This is a genomic window from Brumicola blandensis (genome assembly GCF_031846165.1).
Taxonomy (GTDB): Bacteria; Pseudomonadota; Gammaproteobacteria; order Enterobacterales; family Alteromonadaceae; genus Glaciecola; species Glaciecola blandensis.
The window spans coordinates 212231-228824 of sequence record NZ_JAVRIE010000002.1 but is presented as its reverse complement, the minus strand read 5'-3'; the positions used below and the strand labels follow the sequence as shown (position 1 = coordinate 228824).

Sequence of the window (16594 nt, the reverse complement as noted above, 5' to 3'; positions counted from 1 at the left end):
TATTCACGCTATAAATCTCTGTACCCAAGTGCTACAGTAACCTTATTCGAAGTAGGGTTTTAATGTTAGTTAAGCACTGCATCGTTATTTAGGAAAATACAATACAAAGGAATGAACATGAGATACTTATCACTTACCTCACTGCTTGCGTGCGCCATGCTTTTTACAGTAGGCGTTAATGCACAAACAATTGATGATGCCCAAAGCCAGGCAGCAAGCGTCGACGAAGCGCAAGCCTTAATTGATTTTTGGCAGGCTATGGACCAAGCGCAAGGCACTATTAGAATAGACGCCGCGAATGTTGTGTTAGATGTGCCAGACAACTATATTTTTCTTAATGCCAAAGACGCAGAATCTGTTCTAGTGGATGCATGGGGAAACATGCCAGGTAGCAATGTACTAGGAATGTTGATGCCCGCTGGCGTGACGCCTTTTGATAGTAATGCTTGGGCCGTGACTATCGAATATCAAGAAGATGGCTACGTTTCAGATGAAGAAGCGGAAGAAATCGATTATTCAGAATTGCTTAGCGAGATGCAATCAGACACCTTAGAAGCGAGTAAAAACCGAGTTGAACAGGGTTATGAAACCATTGAATTAATAGGCTGGGCAAGTCAGCCATATTACGATAAGCAAGCTCACAAACTGCACTGGGCAAAAGAACTTAAGTTTGGCGGTTATGAGCAAAACACGCTCAACTACGATATTCGAGTGCTGGGACGCCGCGGAGTCCTCGTTTTAAGCTTTATCGCTGGCATGGAGCAAAAAGCAGAAATTGATGCCGTTTTACCAGAAGTGTTAGAAATTGCTAACTTTGAAACGGGTAATCAGTATGCTGATTTTAATTCCGATACAGACAACTATGCCGCGTATGGTTTGGGTGCATTGATAACAGGCAAAGTATTAGCTAAAACCGGCTTCCTAGCCATGCTGGTCATATTCTTGAAAAAGTTTGGTGTCTTCATCGTCATTGGCATCGGTGCTTTGCTCAAAGGTCTTTTCTCACGTAAAAGCAAACAGGAAAACAAGGACTAATTGGCAGCAGTAAGCTCAAAACTGATTTTACCTGCTGATACACCGTTTACCATCACTTCAATAAAGTGTTCACCCGGGTAATAAACTCGGGTGGTCACCGCTTTAAAACTGTGTGCTTTCGTGAAACTTAATGCTTCACCGTTTCTTTGGTTTAGGTTCTTCCATTTAAACACTTTAGGCATGGTCTTGCCGTTTGCTTTTCGATGATGAACAACATAATCAATCATGAGCTTTCTAGTGGTTTTCGCAGCTTTGATGCCTAACCTTGCAGCATTTAAGCTAAAAGTAAAAGTCACTTCCTCGCCCATTCTTACTTTACTCGTATCAATACTTATTGATGTATCTCGTGTATCAACGGGAGCAAAACCAAAGGCATTCATCACCTTTGTATGTCCTTGTTTTAATAAGGTACGACACGCATGTTTCACTAGTCTTGTTCGATTTGGATCGGCGTCAACCAACCACTTTTCAGCAATCTCCGCGACATAGTCTGGATGATCTTTTGCTATGTCATTGAGATTGTTGGCAACTGAACGCCTCACATACTCTTCTGGATCATCTTTCAGCAGTTCCAATATCCTCACAACAGGGCGTGGGTCTTTGATAAAGGACGGTAATTGCATTGCCCATGGCAAACGCGGGCGGCTACCTTCAGAGACGAGTCGGCGTACATGATAATTTTCATCACTCGTCCATTCTGTTAACTGCCTTAAACATGCTTCTTCATCATGAAGGAGAAAGTATCGAATACCAAATTCCGATGAAAAGCGTTTTGTTGCCTCTTTCAGTAAACGCATTGAATCGTCAAAGTGCTCAAGGCCATTTAACCCGACAAAACGATTAATTGGTAGAATCGACCAACCCGAGATACCAGCCCCAATAATACTATCTGTATTCTGGTTGAGAGAAACTGGCGACAAACTAGCTAGAATAATTTTAATCGCAAGCTTGTAGTCCAGTGGAAGATGGCTGCCCATGGCTTCACAAATCTGATCAGACCGCTGAAGTAACTCGAGAGAGTCAATACCTTTGGTAGCGGCAGCAATAAAACTATCCAATTGAAAATACTCATCGTGGGCAGCAAGGCACTCGCCCATGTGGCGAACTGAATCTAGATTAAATTTATTCTTGAACGCCTCAGGCATTTATTGTCCACTAAAAATTAGAGAATCCTTATTTAACATCCCACCAAGGATAAAAGCTAGGCATATCTGTAGACGATTTTGAAGTAAAACGAGGCTCTCGTTTCTCCAAAAAGGACTTCACACCTTCTTTTCCATCAGTTTGGCTTGCATAGAAAATGGCGAGTGAGTCAATATTATGAGCGTCTCTAGGGTGCGGCATTGCTGACAGTCGTTGCATCATCTGCCTTGCTAAAGTAATACTGACCTGTGATTTATTGGCAATTTTTTGGGCCAACTCGTATGCCGCGTCTAATAATTCATCTGATGCATGCACTGAGCGAACGAACCCAGTCGCTTTAGCAGTTTCCGCATCAAATATTTCACCTGTATAAACCCACTCAAGTGCCTGACTTATGCCAACGATACGAGGTAGAAACCAGCTTGAACATGCTTCAGGCGTGATACCAATTTTTTCAAACACAAAACCAATTTTTGCCTTTTCTGATGCCAAGCGTATATCCATTGCTGCAAGCATCGTTGCTCCCACACCCACTGCCGCGCCATTGATGGCCGCAATGACAGGTTTTTTACACTCAAATATGGCTAGATTGACCGTACCACCGGTATCAGAAACACCATCGAGTCTATCGCTTTGCTGCATATCGTCTAGCGAAGGTTGCTGGCTTTCATCCAGACCAAAAACATTCCCTTCTCGAGTAAGATCCATTCCGGCACAAAAAGCCCGTCCGTTTCCGGTTACCACAATGGCACTCACTTCATCGTCATCACTTGCTCGATTAAACGCATGAATCAGTTCATTCGCCATTTCAACCGTAAATGCATTCATTTGCTCTGGACGGTTTAGGCTAAGGGTTAATATTAAGTCTTTTACTGTGTATTCGATCGTATTGTATTGCATGGTTTGCCTCAATTATGGCTGAAATATTTACTATATTTGACCGCAATAGTCTGCCCCCCACACATCAAAGGTAGACTACTTTGCGAAAGTGTTCTTATATGAACGATTGTATTTCTCTGTGGCTTCATGATATTCACCAATCAATTGACTCACCAATTCCAACGTACTTTTAATTTCGTCGATTGAACCTACTCCCTGCCCTGCCGACCAAATATCGCGCCACGCCTTTTTGTCGTCTTTGTTAGGTTTAGCATTCATATCAAGTTCGGCACCAAAATCTAGTTCTGCTTTTGGACTGAGATCATTTGGATCAATACCGGCATCTACAATACTTTGCCGAATAAAACTCGCATTCACGCCTGATATTTTCGGTGTATATACGATGTCACTTGCATTGCTATCTAAAATCATATCTTGATATTCACGATCAATGTTCGCCTCACTTGTCGCTAAAAAACGCGTGCCCATATATGCCATATCAGCACCCATCATTTGCGCCGAAGCGATATCTTTACCATGCGATAAACTGCCAGCTAAAAGGATTGTTTTATCAAAAAATTGTCGTAACTCTGTGACCAAGGCAAAAGGATTTGTTGAACCTGCATGCCCACCGGCACCGTTACATACAGCAATAATGCCATCTACGCCGGCCGCTGCAGCTTTTTGTCCGTGCCGTGCGTTCACTACGTCATGGAAAACTAGACCACCGTACGCATGTACCTCCTTTACTAGATCAGCGACAGCACCTAAAGAGGTAATAATTAAGGGCACTTTGTACTTTACGCATAGTGCTAAATCAGCTTGCCAGCGAGGATTGCTCTTATGCACAATAAGGTTAACACCAAAAGGCGCTGCTTTTTTGCCGCTTTGTTGTTCCCATTTTGCCAATTTAGCGTTTATCTCAATTAACCAACTTTCAAAGCCTTCACTGGTTCGTTGGTTTAATGCTGGGAAGGTTCCTACTATGCCTGCTTTGCAACATTCAACTACAAGGTTAATACCACTTGCAATGAACATAGGTGAAGCAATCAAAGGAATGCTCAAGCGATCTGTAAACTCAACAGGTATAGACATTGTTTCTCCAGAAAAGGTAGTGATCAATTAGCAGAGGGGCGACTTTATCGCCCAAGTATTCCGCGGGCGATGACTTCTTTCATAATTTCAGAGCTCCCGGCATAAATAGTTTGCACTCGCGCATCGCGATAAAAACGAGAAATTGGATACTCGTCGGTATAACCATAGCCCCCAAATAACTGCAGACACTCATTCACAGTATTAACTTGCATTTCAGTAGCAGCTAATTTGAGCATAGCAGCATCAATCACGGTCATCTCATCACGTTTGTATTTATCCATGTGCTTTTCTAACAAAGCGCGACTTAATTCTAAGTCAGTTTGGCATTGAGCTAACTTAAAACGGGTATTTTGAAATTGAGATACCGTTTGACCAAAAGCTTTACGCTCTTTGACGTACTCGCAAGTAATATCCAAGGCCCCTTGTGCATGTCCAATCGCTTGCACCGCACACCCTAAACGTTCTCGAGGAAGCTCTCGCATTAAGTACACAAAGCCTTGGCCCTCTTCGCCAAGCAGCGAGTCGGCAGGAATTCGCATATTCTCAAAAAACAATTCGCCAGTGTCACTACTATGTTGACCAATTTTTTCAATAGGCTTGCCCGTTGAAAAGCCCGGCAAACTGGTATCCACAAGAAATAACGAAATACCTTTAGCACCAAGGCTAGGGTCAGTCTTAGCGCAAACAATGATCATATCTGCGCTATTGCCATTAGTAATAAATGTTTTCGAGCCATTTAGAATATAGTCGTCACCATCTTTAACTGCATTCGTGCGCATGCCGGCCACATCGCTTCCTGCGCCGGGTTCAGTCATTGCTAGCGCAGTCAGAACTTCACCGCTCGCCATTCCTGGTAACCATCTATCGCACTGTTGCTGGGTGCCAATGTTTAAAATATATGGAGCGACTATATTTGCATGAATGTTATATCCCGTTGCTAGGGAATGAAAATTCATTCTGCACATTTCTTCCTGAATCATCTGGCATACTTCGAAACTTGCACCTGCAGCACCGTATTTTTCATCAAAATCGACTAACAACATGCCCGCATTGCCCATGGTATTCCACATTTCTCGAGGCATGTGATGGTTCTTTTCCCACTCTTCATAGTGAGGAGTCACTTCCTGCTCTAAAAAGCGTAAAACCATATCACGGAACATTTCAATTTCTTCATTCTGGACATCGACATGCGAAGACATAGTAAACCTCAGTTGCTAAATATTAGTGGGGTAACACATCATTCAATTATTGACATAACAACCACCACAGGCAATGATGGATTCAGCCAAACTTTTTACATAAACGGACACAAAAGTGTCAGGTAAAGTATAAAAAAAGCTGAATTAAGTGATTTAGTTGTTATAAGCGGACAAACTTGAAGACAGAACATAATCCATCTTATCACCATACGATTGCTAGCTACTTTGCTCGTACACACGTTAAAAATGCTCATAACCTAGGGGCTGATACTCGTTTCGTGCTAGCTGGTGCAGGACTGTCCTATGCTGTTATTGAACAAGAAAAGCGGCGAATAACACCAGACCAATTAGCCAGCATAGTCAAACGCTGTTGGCTAGCAACGGGTGACGAGTTTTTAGGATTGACTGAACAAACGATGAAACTGGGTATGTTTGCTTTATTAGCCGAGCGCTTAATTCAATGCAAAACCCTTGGGGACGTTTTGATCTATGCAGCAAAGTTCTACAGACTCTGCGGAGATCAACTCTTACTCACTATAGAAAAGCAAGGGGGCAGGGTATTTTGCTACCTTGAGCCAAACTTTACCCAAAAAAGAAAAGATACAACACCTCAAAGCCTACTAACTGAGTTGTTACTATTAATTTTTCATCGTTTTAGTAGTTGGCTTGTCGCTGAATTTATAGCCTTGAACAAAGTGGCCGTGACGCACACAAAACCTGAGCACTTCCAAGAATACCGATTAATGTTTCCGTGTCGGTGCGAATTTATGAGTGAAAAGAATGCATTGGTATTCGACAGCGAGTATTTGCAGCTTCCGGTTATACGCAATAAGGAAGCCTTAGATAAATACCTTAAAGAGAGTCCCCTACAATGGTTCAAAAAACAGTCTTACTACGACACATACAGCGCCAAAGTTATTCGCATATTAGAAAGCGCGAAATCAGATAGGGAGACTCAGTTGGATAGCGTAGCGTCTACGCTGAATATGACCGAGAGAACCTTACGTCGTAAACTCGTCGCTGAAGGGAGTAAGTTTCAACAACTCAAAGATAATATGCGAAGAGACAGAGCTATCAATCTGTTTAAGCAAGGAAGTTTAACCATTGCACAGATAGGTTTGGCAGTTGGTTTCACTGAACTTGCTACATTTTCTCGTGCATTTAAGCAGTGGACAGGTGTGTCGCCAAGCACTTACCGAAACTATCGTTAAAAACACATAAAACAGTAATATTGCAAAAACGAAAGGGCCTTGGAGGGCAAATGCAGCACATTCGACGCACATCAAACACGACTAAAAACCCTTTTCAACAGGGATTTACACTGATAGAGCTTATTATAGTAATCGTTATACTAGGAATCTTGACTGTGGTTGCTGTGCCGCGTTTTCTGGATTTAAACGAAGATGGAAAAATAGCGAGTTTAGAGGGCATGAAATCAGCCATGCTATCAGCGTCGAACTTGGTTTATTCAAAAGCTGTTTTACAAGGTTTAGAAAAGATTCCATTCAATGCAACACCAGCACCTTATGTGGATTTAGATGGTGACGGGGTCGGTGACATTAATACACATTATGGAATACCAAGTCGATCTCGCGGTGATGGCATTGTGAAAGCCATGGATTCATCAGTATCCGAAGAGTGGACATGGTCAACTTTCTACAACGGTGCATTTGTAATTACAACAGCAGATATTGGCGGAAGAAAAGGCCAATATATAAACAACACTGCGGTGACGCCCACAAATTGTTATGTCCGTTATGACCAAACAAGCACTGGCATCCCTGACATCACACTGATTACGAGTGGTTGCTAAGCTCATCAAAAAGAAGCTTAAACTTTCTACTGACTTTTACGCTATCACCTGAGCTTAACAGTGCCATATACTCACCATTAGAGTTTGGTGTCAGTTTACTTAACTTAGCTGTATTGATAATGGCGGAGCGATTCACTTGCTTAAATAACATTGAATCTAGCTCACCTTGAAACTGCTTTAGTGTTTTTCGAATGATATGTGTACCTTCTTGAGTATGCACACACATGTAATCACCCGCAGCTTCTATCCAAAAAATACTATCTAGTTTGACTCGTAACCATTCTGTACCGCTTTTCAATGATATTGTTTTTTGCATTTCAGTGACACGTCCAGGAACTGCAGTTTCCAGGTTTTGCATGAATGCGTTGAGAGAATTACCCGTCTTCGACACAACTAACTCATCTAATTCACGGTGCTTTTGGGCTAATTCACCTTCCTGCTGCAATTTAATTAAGCGTCCGACGCATGCTTCTAGCCGCTCATCAGCAAAAGGCTTTAACAAATAATCAAACGCTTCAAAATCAAATGCATTTAGCGCAAATTCTCTATATGCAGTAACGAACACTATCTTGCATGTACCCTCAACATTAGCTTGCAACCATCGAGCGAGGTCAATACCTGACATTCCTGGCATTTCGATATCTAGAAAAATGACATCTGGCATAAGCTGAGCGATCGTGAGCTTAGCTTCATTCGCTGAAGCACATGAGGCAATAATGTCGATATGCTCGTTGGTTTGCAGACGCATGATCAAGCCCTCTCTGGCGAGTGGCTCGTCATCAACTATCATCGCTTTGATTTTCTGGTTCATGATCGCTCCATCGGTATAGCAATTTTTACTTTAAAGCCTGACCCTGTGTTTTCTTCGAACTCTCCCTCATTGCTTTGGTCTTGAGTACAATCAACGTCGAACATATGATTATGAGGGTAAAGTACTGCTAAACGGTCTCGGATATTCTGAATACCAACGCCATTATGTGCCGCAGCGCCTTCATTTACTTTGGACTGCGTTTTACAATCAGCCACGCCAGGTCCATTGTCCGATACCGAAAGGTGTAACATACCCTTCGCACAGTATGCTTGAATGCCAATCACACCACCCGATTCCATTTTGGAAATCGCATATTTAATCGAATTCTCGATGAGTGGCTGAAGCAATAAGCTTGGCACCATTAACATTTCAGCTTCTGGTTCTACTTGAATGTTGATAGATAAACGGTCATCAAAACGCGTTTTTTCTATTTCCAGGTACATCATTAATGCTTTAATTTCATCGTAAAGTGCAATTTTCTTTTCAGGGTCGTTGTCTAGCGAGAATCGCAGAAAGGTCGATAGGCGAACAAGCATCCCGTTTGCTCTCTCCTTTTGTCCCTGCAACACTAAGGTGGATATTGCATTAAGCGTATTGAATAAAAAGTGTGGATTAATTTGATAGCGTAGCATCTTAATTTGGGCATGATGCGATAAACGAAGTGCTTCAAGGTGTAGCTTTTTTTCGTCTAATAAGCGGTAGTGATAGTTAATGCCAAAATACATGCTACTCCATACCAAGATCATGAAGAATGCATAGCTAAGTGAGCTCAAAATGCCCCAGGGATTAATATCTCCGCCTTCTAAAATTTTGTCTAACTTGCTCATACCATCCAAAGCATAATACAGAGACATGGTGTAGTTCTTAGCAGGTGTCCAGATTAAAGCAACAAGTAGACTCAGCACAACGATAAGAATAATAAGTTTAACCGAATTGAGATGCCAACAACGTCGGTAAATGTAGCGCAGAGGTAAAGTCAGTAAAAAGGCAATCGCAGCGCTTCCGATTAGAGGAAGAATGATGCCAAAACTCGCATCTGTTTCATAAGTAAATAGGATATTGTCGAAAGAAAAAATAATGACATATGCTATCCAACCTGCAATGTGCAACAACCAAAAAGACGGTTTGTGGTTGTCCGAAAACAAGCTGTCATTGCTCAACTGAAGCTGAGAATCATTGGGTAAAGCTTGTTCAATTTGACTACTCATTGCAATTTATAATCCTAATATAGTAATGCGTGGTTCACGTGTTTTATCTAAGCCCAGCTTTTTCATAGTGTAGTATTTAGGTGGCAATTGTCGACTGTTTGAAAGACGAACGACGGATTTATGCGACAAAAATAAAAACGAGGGCCGAAATGACCCTCGATGTGCTAGGGAGTACACTTGTGTTTACTCAAGTGTTATTTGATGCACTAACTTTTACGAGCTAATTGCTCTTTACTCGGCTTTTTATTCGAAGCCAGAAATTCTGCTGTTACTGTAGCGTTCACCGATAGAGCAAAACTTTCCCCATCCATTCCGTTACAAACTAAGCCTTTCACAATTTGGCGTTTGTCTACGCCAGAGTTTTTAATTGCACGGTGAAGTTTAAATCGATTGTTTGATTGGATGGCCTCACATACTTTTACTAGTTTTTTTTCTAAGCTCGGTGAGAGCTGATTAGCCTGTGCAATGGACGATACACTAACAAGTGCACCTAAGAACAAAGAAAGAGATAAGCATTTGATATTCAACATAGGATTCACCTTTCGTAAGCTGATATGGAAACAGCCCTGTGCCGTTTCAATAGTCTTATTAAATGCGAAAGAGGAATAGTCGTCGTTAAATTTGCGACAAAATACGGTTTAATTCGATAAGTCACCTGAGTGACTGAATCACGCGATGAAATTCCAGTTGTAAAGCTTAGAACCTAAGGTCTACTGATATTGTGATAGTGTGAAGGTAAGCTGATTTACTTAGTAAGTTGTTTACTCACTTTGTTTAGTCGCTTTCGTTTTTGGCTCTCCTTTTTTATCAAGAGAGCTACCACCGGTTACCGCAATGCGCATGGCTGTTTCAACGTCAATATCCAGATTGGCCACTTTGCTTTGGTCCATATACATCGTATAGCCACCAATTTGGTAGCTGAGTGGCAAATACACGGCTATTTTGTTTTGACCGGGAAACACAATGTTGGCAACACTCTCGTTAGTAACAAAGCCAATGGCATGACTCCCATCTGCCATCTCTACAGAAACCGCTCGTTTGGTGCTGGTTTCTTTTTTGATTTGAAAGAGATGAACCGCATCTTGAATTGCGCCAAATAGCGTTTTGATCACAGGTACTCGCTCAAGTAAATCATTACTGCGTTCAATAATCAGCTTAACTACATAGGCGTTGACTAATATGCCAATGAAAGCCAACACAATCAGTACAACAATCACACCCAGACCCGGAAAATAGTATTGTGAAGGGATATAAGGCGAAAACAAACCTTCGGCAGCAAGGGCAATCCAAACTAAAAGGTAAATGGTGAGCACAAAAGGCAGGATGGTGAGAAGACCTTTGGCAACTAATTTAGCAAGTTCATTTAACATTTCTTTGCGATCCCTTTTCCGAGACTAATTTATTATTTTCTTTAGCTACTCTGTGTTTAATGGTCGTTTGCATTGCCTCAAGTCCACCTATTTGGAGTAAGAGGCTATCGACTTGAGCACGCTCCTCTGCCTTAAAACCATTGTATAGGTCTAAGACACGCTGGAGTTTCCATTGGCTAAAGGACTGGATTGCTCGGCTTTCACTGACATCGCCTAGTGAAAACACATGATCACCAATTTTGCGAGGGAGCTCATGTTGCTCTGGATTGTTCAATATCCATTTTTGCGTTTCTTTGGCTGAGTTAAGCTGCACCGGCCAAAACTCCTTGAACTGTCGCGTTAATATCGCAAGTAATGTGTCTGGCACTTCATCATCAGCGAGCCACTCACCTAAAGGTAGATTTTCCTGATTCATGCGTTCGACCCACTTAACCAGGTTTGGTGCTATTTTTTGCATGATTCTACCCGATGCTGGGTCGCGGTATAAATGCGCGTATAAAGGCCCCATCAATCCAAAATCACCGACACATGGGCGAGCACCGAGTAAGTAGTCGTGTAACGCAAAATGCGCATCTAACGAGGGTAATACCTCCTGCTCATACCACTGCTCTATAGCAGGAATGCTTTTTGGTGTTATCCCTAACATAGGTACAAAGCCTTTAAACATCGAGCCTATTTTTTTACCCGCAATTCTTCGAATAAAAGCAGGCATGCGTGGAAACGCGATTTTTCCGAACTCTTCGTAAATAAACGGGAAGTTATCGTGATTCCAGCGGTAATGCATAGCAGGCAAAAGTAACCATTCATCACCCCACATTTCCAATATGGCTGATACCAATTTTTGTTTAGGAGTGTCTGGAATAATTGATCGCTCAGGAAAGCGCGTCTCAAGCAAATCGATCATCACGGCAGTATCTTGCACGAAGTCATGCTCTGGCGTCTCTAAGACAGGAATGAAACGCACACCCGTTTTGGGTTCGATGATATTTTTATATACCTTGCGAGACGAAAATACTTCTTCGAATGGAATATTTTTAAACGTTAGATACGACCTCGCTTTACCTGTATAGAGCGAAAGTGGTGCTCCATAAAGCTTATATCCTGAGGTCATATTTTTTCCTTATTTTTTTGTTGCTAGCTTAACACGTTTAATCTGCTCCTCAACATCACTTAAGTTGCCTGTTTTCATCCAAAATTTCACACCATACTCACCGGCTTGTGCATTCAGGATTGTACCGACGGGAAGTCGAAGCCAGCTATTCTTCACCAGCGTATCATTTTGTTCGACCATGTCCCCTTCTAACACAAGAATTTCAATTCCCCCGGGTTTGTCGATGTATATTTCGGTATTGGCGGCAGCGCTTAGCAAACTAACTTCTTCGTGGTCGTCTGAATATAGCGTAGTTTGCATAAGGTCACTATTTACATGGATTGGCTGGGCACTCAGATCATTCATTTGCAAACGAACATGAGTTCGGTCATCCATTTGAAACTGCCACAACTTCACAAAAATAATACAGCCATCATCAGAGCCGGGTTTATGACTGGATTGAGGAGGGTTGCGAATGTATGAGCCTGCTGGAAAGTCACCGTGCTCGTCTTGGAATACGCCCTCAAGTACCACAAATTCCTCTCCGCCAGTATGCACATGTGGAGAGAACTCACTATTAGGGGCATATCGGACAATGCTGGTAGCTCGAGCAACTTCGTCACCCACTCGGTCCAAAGCACGACGATCCACTCCCGGCATTGGCGAGGCTACCCATTCCAGTGTTTCACTATGCACTACCTCGCGCTTACTGAAGTCTGCTCTGATTTCCATACTTTTTTACCTACCAAGTTAGTGTCTATACTACATACTGAAGAAGTTTAGTTTATTCCCATCAAGGTCATAAACATAGCTACATGTGGGTATTCAAAATGAGAATGAAGAAACCTATCACGTGATAGGTAGGCTATAGGTCAGTAGTGACAATGTCAACAAAGAGTCAGTGTCTAAAACGAAATAAGTGATATGAAAACGCTAGTTTGTTATGACTGGTTTAAACTGTTAATATTCTTCAAAAATAACGTGAGAGTGTATTATGCCTTGGGAAAAATCTTTTGATGAAAACGAAATTGTAGATCGTGCCATGCGCGTGTTCTGGTCTAAAGGCTATGCGTCTTCATCTATCAATGATTTGACGAGTGCCACCGGCATTAATCGAGGCAGTTTATATAATGCTTTCGGCGGGAAGCTAAAGCTCTTCACTCGTGGTTTGCTAAAATACGACCTTGAACATAGAAGAGCGTTCCTGTCAGAGTTAGAAGCGATGAACGATCCACTCGCATCGTTTGATCGTTGCTTTGAAGCAGTGATTGCGGAAACACTCACTGATAAAGAGAAGAAAGGCTGCTTCCTAGTGAATACCGCGTCAGAACTTCCTTTCCATGAGGAAGAGGTGCGAACAATTGTAAACCGAGGTCTTTTGGAGTTTGAACAGTTTTTTCAACGTGGGATTGAAGTCGCTCAAGCCAGAAAGCAAGTCTCGTTAAGTGTTCATCCTGCAAATGCCGCGAAGGCTTTAATGGCAATGATCGTCGCCATTAGAGTTCTGGGGCGAGGTGTATTCAGCGAGACTGCCTTACACGCTATCGCCACCGAAGCGAAACGCTTACTTAAGTAATTATTATATCATATTTCTTTTGATGTCTTGACCGATTGGTTTAAACAAACTACAGTTTAAACCAATCGGTACAAACAAGTTTTAACTGACTAACGGAGAACAAATATGAGCAACTTTACTTTTCATGATGAAAAATCGGCGCCGGCAGATAGCGCACCTTTATTAAAAACAGCAAAATCTGCCTATGGTTTTGTGCCTAACCTACTGGCTGGCATGTCAACGTCACCGCAATTGACTGAAGGTTACATGACGCTATCATCTATTTTTAATAAGACTGATTTGTCAGAAACGGAAAGACAAATCATCCTAATGACTAACAACCGGCTGAATGGTTGCACCTATTGTATGGCCGCACACACAACTATTTCTCAAGGGGCTAATGTCGATGCTGATGTTATCGAAGCCTTAAGAACGGGTTCACCGATTGCTGACCCTAAGCTTGAAGCATTAAGAATATTTTCTGCTCAGGTAAATGAAAAAAGAGGTTGGGTAGGTGAAAAAGAAGTCGCTGCCCTTTTAGCGGCAGGTTACACTCAAGAAACCGTCTTGAATGTGGTATTGGGCACAAGCCTTAAAGTCATGTCCAACTACACGAATCACATTACCGAAACACCGGTGGATGAAGCGTTCAAACCAAATACTTGGACAGCCTAGTTTTAAAAAACAACTGAGGAGAGGCTTGCTTTATGCAAACCTCTCTTTTTACTACTGAGTGATTGTTGCTATTTTTATTGCCTTTTAAAGAATGTAAACATTCACTTACTTTGGAAGAATATGAAAATACTCCCCAAAGAAAATCACAATTTCAATGGCAATCAGGATGATAATAATCCACTCGAGAAATGACGAATGTTTATGATTTTGTTCTGCAGCCAACATATCAAACAAGTCTTGAATGGTTTCTAGCTTCAGATTCAAGATTTCAATTCGCTGACTCAACTCCAAGTATTTACCTAAACTTAAATAGTAATGCTCAAGCGCGGGAAAATCCCAGAAAAACTCTGGCGGGGTGACCTATCCCCGAGATTAGTACCAATCCACGGATGAGATTTTTCATACTATGCTGCTTGTTTTGCAAACTCAACAGGCGACATAAAATTCAAAGAACTATGTGGTCGAACATTATTGTAATGCTCTCGCCATAGTTCAATTTCGTAACGTGCCTCGTCTAAAGTTCTGAACCAATGTTGATTCAGACATTCATTCCTAAACTTACCATTTAGGCTCTCAACAAAGGCATTTTGAGTCGGTTTTCCTGGTTGGATAAAACTTAGCTTTACGCCACTTTCTTTACTCCAGAAGAACATTGCCTTGCTGGTATATTCGGTGCCATTGTCACAAACAACCGAATCAGGCTTACCCCGTTGTTCCATAATCTGGTTTAGGAATCTTGCTACCATCGCACCATTAATTGAAACCGAAACAAGCTGACCGACCATTTCTCGAGTAAAGTCATCAACGATATTGAGCACTATAAATCGTCGACCACTACTTAACTGATCAGCAACAAAGTCCATCGACCAACGCTGATTTGCTCGGTTCGGCAGCTCCATTGGCAGGCGCGGTCGCTGTAGCTTCTTGCGTTTCTTTGTTCGAACTTGCAGCCCTTCTTCCGTATAAAGTCGATAAGTGCGCTTTTTGTTTTGCACTAAGCCCTCGCTCTTTAGCAGACCATGCAGCATCAAGTAGCCGTAACGAGAATATTGTGTCGCGAGGGCCTTGAGCCGCGCTCGCACAACGCCATCAGCCTTTTGTTTCATAATATATCTAAATGCCGTTCTGCTTATTCCAGCAAGCCTACAGGCGCTGCGCTCACTCAGTTTGAACTGCTCAATTAAATGAGCAGAAATACGCTTCTTTCCCGCAGGCTTTACCACTTTTTTGAAACTACATCCTTCATAGCTTCAACCTCAAGCATCTTCTCAGCCAGCAAGCGTTTAAGCTTATTGTTCTCAGATTCCAGCTCTTTCAACCGCTTGGCTTCGTTCACTTCTAAGCCAGCGTATTTGCTCCGCCAATTGTAAAAAGTACCTGTAGATACGCCCATATCACGGCATATATCGTCGACTTTGGCTCCTGCTTCGTGCTGTTTAATCGCTCGAATGATTTGTTCTTCGGTGTAACGTTTTTTCATTTTGAGATCTCCACAATCTAAGAATAATTGGAAATCTCATCAATTTCATGGTTTTAATTTAGGGGGATAGGTCAAAGGCAGAACTGGAGTACATGAATTATTGTCTATGACGCCGGCGCTGCGCTCGATGATCTACAATAATGCGCCAAGTGAAGAATTGACGAATCAGGCAATGAAAGATGGTATGCGCACATTAGTACAGGATGCCATTGTTAAAGTTATTGATGGCCAAGCAGATATCGCTCAAATTCAGATTCTCAGTGGGTCGGGCATAAGCGATGAATAAAAGCTCCCCTCGTAACAACTGTCTTTAGCTTGTGATTGTTTCTTGTGAAAAGGCGTGTGTGGCGATATTTGTGGAAATAGCGTCCGTTACTGTCTGATATTAATAGTCCTTGGAACTGAATCCTCGAGAGTGTTAAACAATTACAAAAAAGCGAGCAGTAATAGCTTGAGTTGCTCTTTTTCCGCATCAGATGAGGTGGACGCATACCCAGCCACTTTAAGGATAAGGAAAACGTTTCACTCCCATCATCCGCTCTAAAAGTTAGTTATAAACAATAAGTCGAGAATGTAATGAACAAAGCTTTGTTAGCCGGTAAAGCCGGCTTTGAAAAGAATTATACTCAGACAAACAGAACATCAAGGCCATGTATTATCGTTTTGTATTTAAAAATAAATAATAAATTACTGGGTATTCATTTTAGTAATTTCTGATTCAGTAATTTTACCAGAATTAATAAGCCATGCCTTACATTCGTCTTTACTGATGCACTCAAAAGTGGGCATAAATATTTGCCCCCATGCTCCAAATAACTCAGAAAATTCAGATTCAGACTTAACCAGATCTATATAGCTTTTAAAGGTATCTATATGCGAAAACCCATGTTCGGTAAATGCATTTTCAAAGAAACTATACTTTGCTTGTCGTCTACAATTTCTATCAATACAAGAATCTCTTTGTATATTAAATTCACTGAGTTTTTTATTATCTTTAATAGATTGCATTATTAGAAGTAGATTTTCCTGATTAATTTTAGCTGCTGGTAGGTTAGCATTTGAATTACTTGTTACAGAATTTTCATTTTCACATGCAGATAAAAAGAGTAAAAACGAACCTAAAAGTAATGACTTTACTATATTTTTCATAAACATAATTATCCCTAAAAAACTAAACGCTACCATTCGATGATTATACGTACAAGTTTTTTATACAGTTAGCAATACCTTAAAATACTCAA

17 protein-coding genes and 2 pseudogenes are annotated in these 16594 nt (G+C 41.6%); 6 read left to right on the top strand and 13 right to left on the bottom strand.

Annotation, left to right across the window (positions count from 1 at the left end):
- Window positions 1-117 precede the first annotated feature (117 nt).
- Window positions 118-1035, top strand: coding sequence for a DUF2167 domain-containing protein (locus tag RM544_RS06260; protein ID WP_311360914.1), 918 nt, complete (start codon window positions 118-120; stop codon window positions 1033-1035).
- Here the strand turns inward: RM544_RS06260 and RM544_RS06255 are convergent.
- From RM544_RS06255 to RM544_RS06240, 4 genes are all read right to left on the bottom strand, one after another.
- A complete protein-coding gene (locus tag RM544_RS06255; RefSeq protein ID WP_311360913.1) occupies window positions 1032-2180 on the bottom strand; it encodes a DNA alkylation repair protein in 1149 nt (382 codons plus the stop codon). The genes RM544_RS06260 and RM544_RS06255 overlap by 4 nt on opposite strands.
- 28 nt (window positions 2181-2208) lie before the next feature.
- Entirely contained in the window at window positions 2209-3078 is an 870-nt protein-coding gene (locus tag RM544_RS06250) for a crotonase/enoyl-CoA hydratase family protein (protein ID WP_311360912.1), read from the bottom strand.
- Between the two features lie 75 nt (window positions 3079-3153).
- Complete coding sequence (locus RM544_RS06245) at window positions 3154-4152, bottom strand: NAD(P)H-dependent flavin oxidoreductase (protein ID WP_311360911.1); 999 nt, start codon at window positions 4150-4152, stop codon at window positions 3154-3156.
- A gap of 44 nt (window positions 4153-4196) precedes the next feature.
- Entirely contained in the window at window positions 4197-5351 is a 1155-nt protein-coding gene (locus RM544_RS06240) for an acyl-CoA dehydrogenase family protein (protein WP_311360910.1), read from the bottom strand.
- Window positions 5352-5527: 176 nt separating this feature from the next.
- On the opposite strand from RM544_RS06240, the gene RM544_RS06235 reads away from it, so the two are divergent.
- Complete coding sequence (locus RM544_RS06235) at window positions 5528-6562, top strand: AraC family transcriptional regulator (protein WP_311360909.1); 1035 nt, start codon at window positions 5528-5530, stop codon at window positions 6560-6562.
- 50 nt (window positions 6563-6612) lie between these two features.
- Window positions 6613-7164, top strand: a complete 552-nt coding sequence (locus tag RM544_RS06230) for a prepilin-type N-terminal cleavage/methylation domain-containing protein (protein WP_311360908.1) — start codon at window positions 6613-6615, stop codon at window positions 7162-7164.
- Here RM544_RS06230 and RM544_RS06225 read toward each other — a convergent pair.
- The 6 genes from RM544_RS06225 to RM544_RS06200 form a co-directional block, all read right to left on the bottom strand.
- The gene (locus tag RM544_RS06225) at window positions 7148-7975 is read right to left on the bottom strand and encodes a LytR/AlgR family response regulator transcription factor (RefSeq protein ID WP_311360907.1); all 828 of its coding nucleotides are present in this window, start codon (window positions 7973-7975) and stop codon (window positions 7148-7150) included. The genes RM544_RS06230 and RM544_RS06225 overlap by 17 nt on opposite strands.
- Window positions 7972-9183 (bottom strand): sensor histidine kinase, encoded by a 1212-nt coding sequence (locus tag RM544_RS06220; RefSeq protein WP_311360906.1) that lies wholly within the window; start codon window positions 9181-9183, stop codon window positions 7972-7974. The genes RM544_RS06225 and RM544_RS06220 overlap by 4 nt, the downstream gene beginning before the upstream one ends.
- 206 nt (window positions 9184-9389) lie before the next feature.
- On the bottom strand, window positions 9390-9713 hold the full coding sequence (locus RM544_RS06215) for a DUF3718 domain-containing protein (protein WP_311360905.1): 324 nt from the start codon (window positions 9711-9713) through the stop codon (window positions 9390-9392).
- Window positions 9714-9944: 231 nt separating this feature from the next.
- Window positions 9945-10553 carry a DUF502 domain-containing protein gene (locus RM544_RS06210; RefSeq protein ID WP_311360904.1) on the bottom strand — a complete coding sequence of 203 codons (609 nt, stop codon included), beginning with the start codon at window positions 10551-10553 and terminating at the stop codon, window positions 9945-9947.
- Window positions 10543-11664 carry a glutathione S-transferase family protein gene (locus RM544_RS06205; protein WP_311360903.1) on the bottom strand — a complete coding sequence of 374 codons (1122 nt, stop codon included), beginning with the start codon at window positions 11662-11664 and terminating at the stop codon, window positions 10543-10545. Before RM544_RS06205 ends, RM544_RS06210 begins: the two co-directional genes overlap by 11 nt.
- Before the next feature lie 9 nt (window positions 11665-11673).
- Window positions 11674-12375, bottom strand: coding sequence for a cupin domain-containing protein (locus RM544_RS06200; protein ID WP_311360902.1), 702 nt, complete (start codon window positions 12373-12375; stop codon window positions 11674-11676).
- Window positions 12376-12637: 262 nt separating this feature from the next.
- On the opposite strand from RM544_RS06200, the gene RM544_RS06195 reads away from it, so the two are divergent.
- Window positions 12638-13219, top strand: coding sequence for a TetR/AcrR family transcriptional regulator (locus RM544_RS06195; RefSeq protein WP_311360901.1), 582 nt, complete (start codon window positions 12638-12640; stop codon window positions 13217-13219).
- Window positions 13220-13324: 105 nt separating this feature from the next.
- Window positions 13325-13873: a carboxymuconolactone decarboxylase family protein gene (locus RM544_RS06190; protein ID WP_311360900.1), complete on the top strand. Its 549-nt coding sequence runs from the start codon at window positions 13325-13327 to the stop codon at window positions 13871-13873.
- Between the two features lie 105 nt (window positions 13874-13978).
- Here the strand turns inward: RM544_RS06190 and RM544_RS06185 are convergent.
- Both RM544_RS06185 and RM544_RS06180 read right to left on the bottom strand, forming a co-directional pair.
- Window positions 13979-14212: pseudogene (locus RM544_RS06185) on the bottom strand (RMD1 family protein); the annotation flags it as partial.
- Between the two features lie 65 nt (window positions 14213-14277).
- Window positions 14278-15353, bottom strand: a protein-coding gene (locus tag RM544_RS06180) for an IS3 family transposase (RefSeq protein ID WP_311360899.1) whose coding sequence is annotated in 2 segments (ribosomal slippage) — window positions 14278-15104 and window positions 15104-15353 — 1077 coding nt in all. Because the reading frame shifts where the segments join, the coding sequence is not laid out codon by codon here.
- 73 nt (window positions 15354-15426) lie between these two features.
- Between RM544_RS06180 and RM544_RS06175 the strand changes: the two are divergent.
- Window positions 15427-15639 (top strand): annotated as a pseudogene (locus RM544_RS06175) (ATPase, T2SS/T4P/T4SS family); the annotation flags it as partial.
- A 401-nt stretch (window positions 15640-16040) separates the two neighbouring features.
- On the opposite strand, the gene RM544_RS06170 reads toward RM544_RS06175, so the two are convergent.
- Window positions 16041-16502 carry a hypothetical protein gene (locus tag RM544_RS06170; RefSeq protein WP_311360897.1) on the bottom strand — a complete coding sequence of 154 codons (462 nt, stop codon included), beginning with the start codon at window positions 16500-16502 and terminating at the stop codon, window positions 16041-16043.
- Between the last annotated feature and the right edge of the window lie 92 nt (window positions 16503-16594).

Excerpts from the sequence above, each read along its gene's own strand:
- RM544_RS06190 (WP_311360900.1), top strand. The coding sequence starts at position 13,325 with ATGAGCAACTTTACTTTTCATGATGAAAAATCGGCGCCGGCAGATAGC.
- RM544_RS06215 (WP_311360905.1), bottom strand. The coding sequence starts at position 9,713 with ATGTTGAATATCAAATGCTTATCTCTTTCTTTGTTCTTAGGTGCACTT.
- RM544_RS06230 (WP_311360908.1), top strand. The coding sequence starts at position 6,613 with ATGCAGCACATTCGACGCACATCAAACACGACTAAAAACCCTTTTCAA.
- RM544_RS06225 (WP_311360907.1), bottom strand. The coding sequence starts at position 7,975 with ATGAACCAGAAAATCAAAGCGATGATAGTTGATGACGAGCCACTCGCC.
- RM544_RS06210 (WP_311360904.1), bottom strand. The coding sequence starts at position 10,553 with ATGTTAAATGAACTTGCTAAATTAGTTGCCAAAGGTCTTCTCACCATC.
- RM544_RS06260 (WP_311360914.1), top strand. The coding sequence starts at position 118 with ATGAGATACTTATCACTTACCTCACTGCTTGCGTGCGCCATGCTTTTT.
- RM544_RS06220 (WP_311360906.1), bottom strand. The coding sequence starts at position 9,183 with ATGAGTAGTCAAATTGAACAAGCTTTACCCAATGATTCTCAGCTTCAG.
- RM544_RS06170 (WP_311360897.1), bottom strand. The coding sequence starts at position 16,502 with ATGAAAAATATAGTAAAGTCATTACTTTTAGGTTCGTTTTTACTCTTT.
- RM544_RS06250 (WP_311360912.1), bottom strand. The coding sequence starts at position 3,078 with ATGCAATACAATACGATCGAATACACAGTAAAAGACTTAATATTAACC.
- RM544_RS06255 (WP_311360913.1), bottom strand. The coding sequence starts at position 2,180 with ATGCCTGAGGCGTTCAAGAATAAATTTAATCTAGATTCAGTTCGCCAC.
- RM544_RS06245 (WP_311360911.1), bottom strand. The coding sequence starts at position 4,152 with ATGTCTATACCTGTTGAGTTTACAGATCGCTTGAGCATTCCTTTGATT.
- RM544_RS06205 (WP_311360903.1), bottom strand. The coding sequence starts at position 11,664 with ATGACCTCAGGATATAAGCTTTATGGAGCACCACTTTCGCTCTATACA.
- RM544_RS06240 (WP_311360910.1), bottom strand. The coding sequence starts at position 5,351 with ATGTCTTCGCATGTCGATGTCCAGAATGAAGAAATTGAAATGTTCCGT.
- RM544_RS06195 (WP_311360901.1), top strand. The coding sequence starts at position 12,638 with ATGCCTTGGGAAAAATCTTTTGATGAAAACGAAATTGTAGATCGTGCC.
- RM544_RS06200 (WP_311360902.1), bottom strand. The coding sequence starts at position 12,375 with ATGGAAATCAGAGCAGACTTCAGTAAGCGCGAGGTAGTGCATAGTGAA.